The 4,408-nt window shown below is 52.2% G+C and carries 7 protein-coding genes; all 7 read right to left on the reverse strand.

Translation table 11 applies throughout. The features are described 5' to 3' along the window. A partial coding sequence (locus AC4FIA_RS17405) for a c-type heme family protein (RefSeq protein ID WP_490366886.1) occupies nt 1-491 on the reverse strand: 491 nt, incomplete at its 3' end. Between the two features lie 54 nt (nt 492-545). Continuing rightward, nucleotides 546-923 (reverse strand): rhodanese-like domain-containing protein, encoded by a 378-nt coding sequence (locus tag AC4FIA_RS17410; RefSeq protein ID WP_301387172.1) that lies wholly within the window; start codon nt 921-923, stop codon nt 546-548. 97 nt (nt 924-1,020) lie between these two features. Beyond that, entirely contained in the window at nt 1,021-1,332 is a 312-nt protein-coding gene (locus tag AC4FIA_RS17415; RefSeq protein ID WP_068441841.1) for a cyd operon YbgE family protein, read from the reverse strand. Then, complete coding sequence (gene cydX, locus AC4FIA_RS17420; RefSeq protein WP_068441844.1) at nt 1,329-1,451, reverse strand: cytochrome bd-I oxidase subunit CydX; 123 nt, start codon at nt 1,449-1,451, stop codon at nt 1,329-1,331. The genes AC4FIA_RS17415 and cydX overlap by 4 nt, the downstream gene beginning before the upstream one ends. A 12-nt stretch (nt 1,452-1,463) precedes the next feature. Continuing rightward, nucleotides 1,464-2,597: a cytochrome d ubiquinol oxidase subunit II gene (cydB, locus tag AC4FIA_RS17425; protein ID WP_301376599.1), complete on the reverse strand. Its 1,134-nt coding sequence runs from the start codon at nt 2,595-2,597 to the stop codon at nt 1,464-1,466. Between the two features lie 10 nt (nt 2,598-2,607). Then, nucleotides 2,608-4,197 carry a cytochrome ubiquinol oxidase subunit I gene (locus tag AC4FIA_RS17430; RefSeq protein WP_301376598.1) on the reverse strand — a complete coding sequence of 530 codons (1,590 nt, stop codon included), beginning with the start codon at nt 4,195-4,197 and terminating at the stop codon, nt 2,608-2,610. Then, the coding region (cydP, locus tag AC4FIA_RS17435) for a cytochrome oxidase putative small subunit CydP (protein ID WP_490366887.1) at nt 4,194-4,408 on the reverse strand (215 nt) is incomplete at its 5' end. The genes AC4FIA_RS17430 and cydP, both read right to left, overlap by 4 nt.

Consider the following 4,408-nt stretch of genomic DNA (forward strand, 5'->3'; position numbering starts at 1 on the left):
CAGACCACGCAGGGCCCTCCGACAGGAATGGCCTTCATATAACGAAAGGTACCGCCCTCACGCGAAGAGGCCTCCATGGTCGCCAGCGGTTCACCGGCGGCTGCACGTTGCGCGAAGGAGTTAAGCACGGCGGACTCCCATGCATCCGGCGCGTTATTCGGGTTACGGAGTTTCTCCGATGTCCGGCCAACCTCCCAACCATCTTTGCTGTGTGCTGCAGCAATATCTGGTGCCTCGGTATTGCAGAGCTGGATTGCCGCCAGAGGTCCTTCGGACTTCATGCCTTGCATCAGGGTTTCTTTCAGGCCCTGTGCAAAGGCTTTTGTCTGAGCCCGCGCTTCGACCACCATATAATCTTCTGAGACATCACCAGCGGGACCATCAGACTGCACACTGACACTGCTTAACAGGCCGATAGCCGACAGCAGCAAAGGTCGTAGAATTTCATTTTTCGATGCTTTTTTAAATGCGCTTTTCGATCTGCTAGCCATAATGACACCCACTGATTCAGAAAGAGAAAATACTATTTTTGCTGACTGCTTTATTTACTTATAAACACTAGGATCAGTTTCTACCGTATGGCCTTCCCAGCCATCGTAACCACCTACCAGCATTTTCACGTTAGAAAACCCCATGCGTTTCAGCGTGTGGGCCGCCAGGGTACTGCGCCCCCCATTTTTGCAATAGAGGAGTATTTCAGCGTCTTTATCAGCCAACAAAGGATGATCGGCCACTTTGAATTCGAGCACACCACGGGGAACATTCTCTGCCCCCGGCAGGTGTCCCATCATGTATTCAGCGGGTTCACGAACATCAAGCACTTTAGTGCCAGCGTCTAACATCGCCTGTGCAGCATCGGCTTCGACGGGGTTTACGTATGCACGTGCTTCTGCAAGCAGATCATCGCGGGTCATTACACTCATAAATACCACTCCAGTTAACGAGCTTTGCCTTCTTCAATATAACCACACAGGAATACTCAAAAACAAGCCTCTCCTGTTGAATCACCATTTGCCGGAATCACCAGGCCCAGATGACCTCAGACCACCACCAGGCACACCAAAGCATCAGAGGCCATGCCACATAAGGACTGAAAAGCCAGCGCCAGACAGCCATCAAAGGTACGTAGCCCACACCATGAATAAAGCCTGCACTGATCCCCAGAAGGCCGAGTGAAAGAGGCCCATGCTCCAGCTCACGCGTATCGGTTGCCACTAGCTGAGGCATCGCCAGTAACGCAACCGACAGTCCGACCGCCAAAAGAAACGACAGAGCTCTCGCCCAGCCCGCATACAGCGGGCCATAGCGACGATAGTCGACCGGAGCCGTCATGGCGCATCATCTGGATCAGGCTCGCGATCCAGGTTTTCGTTAACTTCCAGCCACAGGGCATTAATCAGGCCGAATGAACAGGCGAGCAGTACGCCCAGAATCCATGCGAAATACCACATTTTCAAGGCTCCTCAGTAGGTTGAATATTGGTTATCTTCAATAAAGTCAGTGGTCAGGCGACCCCACATTTTGTAATAGCCCCAGGCGGTGTAGCTGAGAATAATCGGCACGAAGATCATCGCTACCCAAAACATAATGTGCAGAGTCAGCTGACTGGAGGTCACGTCCCACATTGTCAGTGAATGGGATGGGTCTGTGCTTGAGGGCATCAGGAATGGAAACAGACTGAAGCCGGCCGTGCAGATGATCCCGGTAACCGCAAACGAGCTACTGATAAACGCCAGTGCACCGCGATTCGCCATGCTCAGCAACGCGGTAAGCGCCAGACCGATGAACGCCACCACGGGTGCAACCAGCATCCACGGGTATCGACCATAATTATCCAGCCAGCCAGCGGCCTGAAGCTCAACGCTTTTTTGCAACGGTGTGGTCACGCCTCCGAGATTCGACGCCGCTTTAATCACGTACCCATCCAGTTGGCTGACCCAGAACCCTCCAATAGCAAAGGCCACAGCAACCACCACGGCCAACAGAACTGAAATGCGGCGGGCACGTTCGTGTACCGGCCCAGCTGTGCGCATTTGCAGGTACGTCCCGCCATGCATCGCCAGCATCAGCAGACTGACCACACCGCACAACAACGCAAATGGATTGAGCAGCGCCCAGAACGAACCGGTGTAGGTCGACCGCATAAATTCATCTAACGTAAAAGGAACGCCCAACAACAAGTTACCGAAGGCAACACCAAACACTAATGCCGGTACTGCGCCCCCGACAGTAAGCCCCCAGTCCCAGGCATTGCGCCAGCGCGGGTCCTGTACTTTCGAACGATATTCAAATCCGACGGGGCGGAAAAACATGGCAAATAAAACCAGCAACAATGCCCAGTAAAAACCTGAAAACGCGACCGCGTAAACCACAGGCCACGCGGCAAAAATTGCACCGCCTGCTGTGATAAACCAGACCTGATTACCATCCCAGTGCGGGCCAACCGTGTTCATCATTACCCGGCGCTCGCTGTCGGTTTTACCAATGACTTTCAACAGAGCGCCAACGCCCATATCAAAACCATCCGTCACAGCAAAACCAATCAGCAGAACACCAATAAGTACCCACCAGATAATTTTAAGCAGTTCGTATTCCATGGTGATCTCCTTACGCCTGAGCCGATGAGGTCGAAACAGAATCAGTGTTGCTGTCCTGCTCCCAGTGATAACGCCCTGTATGCAGGCTGGATGGGCCCAGACGCGCAAACCGGATCATCAGATACATTTCTGCGACCAGAAGCAGCGTATAAAAACCGATAAAGCCAGCAAGACTCATATAGATGTCTTCAACCGAACGGGTCGATACAGAGAGATGCGTCGGCAAAATGCCACCAATCGACCACGGCTGACGACCGAACTCGGCCACAAACCATCCCATTTCACAGGCAATCCAGGGCGCAGGCAGAGCAATAATTAATGCGCGCAGGAGGTACTTCTGTCGCTCAGCCGTCCCCTTCGCGCTGTAGTAGAACGAAAGGCCGATCAGCACCAGCATAATAAAGCCCAGGCCGACCATAATCCGGAAGGTCCAGAACATTGGCGCCACCCTTGGAATCGAATTCTGAGCCGCCAGTTTGATCTGCTCTTCCGTCGCATTGACCGGATTTTCTACGTATTTTTTCAGGAGCAGCCCGTACCCCAGATCATCCACCCGGGACCGGAACTCAGCAATCGTAGCCTCTGAACGGTCGCCTGCTTTAATCTGGGTTAGCAGATCATACGCCACCATACCGTTACGAATACGCACTTCGTGTTCAGCGATGAGATCTTTAATGCCTTTTACTTCCTCGGTGACGGAGCGGGTAGCAATCAGCCCAAGTGCGTACGGAATTTTAATCGCGTAGTCGGTTTCCATATTTTCCTGATCGGGAATTCCAAACAGGGTAAATGCCGCCGGGGGTTCGTGGGTTTCCCATTCCGCCTCAATGGCCGCCAGCTTCACTTTCTGAACTTCGCCGATCTCATAACCTGATTCGTCACCCAGTACGATGACAGAAAGAATGGACGCCAGACCGAAACTTGAAGCAATCGCAAATGAGCGACGGGCAAAAGGCAGATCACGTTTTTTCAGCATGTAGTACGCCGAGATTGCCAACACAAACATGGCGCCCGTCACGTATCCGGCAGACACTGTGTGTACAAACTTCACCTGAGCGACCGGATTAAAAATCACCTCGGAAAAGCTCATCATCTCCATACGCATGGTATCGAAGTTGAATTCGGCGCCAACAGGGTTCTGCATCCAACCATTGGCAATCAGAATCCAGAGTGCAGACATATTCGAACCGATCGCAACGAGCCAGGTCACTATCAGATGCTGCACTTTCGTCAGACGATCCCAGCCAAAAAAGAACAGACCAATAAATGTCGACTCAAGAAAGAATGCCATCAAGCCTTCAATGGCCAGCGGCGCTCCGAAAATGTCACCCACGTAATGTGAGTAGTAAGCCCAGTTGGTACCGAACTGAAACTCCATGGTGAGGCCGGTGGTCACGCCCAGAGCGAAGTTAATACCGAACAACTTACCCCAGAACTTCACCATATCCTGGTAAACCTGCTTACCCGTCATAACGTAAGCAGACTCCATAATGGCCAGGATAAAAGACAGCCCGAGAGTGAGTGGGACGAAGAGGAAATGGTAAAAGGCCGTAATCGCAAACTGTAACCGCGATAGGTCGACCACGCTTTCACTGATCATGATGGATCTCCTTGAGTGTCAGATACCGATGGTTTATCCAGGCCAAAGTGCTCCCGCAGGCCTTGTCCTTCGTCACCGACAATGACAGGGTCAGAAAAAAAGAAATGAGCAATAAGAAATACCAATACCAGCTTAATGATCAGAACGGCTGTCAGCTCCCTGACCAGCGGAATGGAGAATATCGGGCGACGTTGCTTCACACAGCCTCCGT

The organism is Thalassococcus sp. (assembly GCF_982780845.1).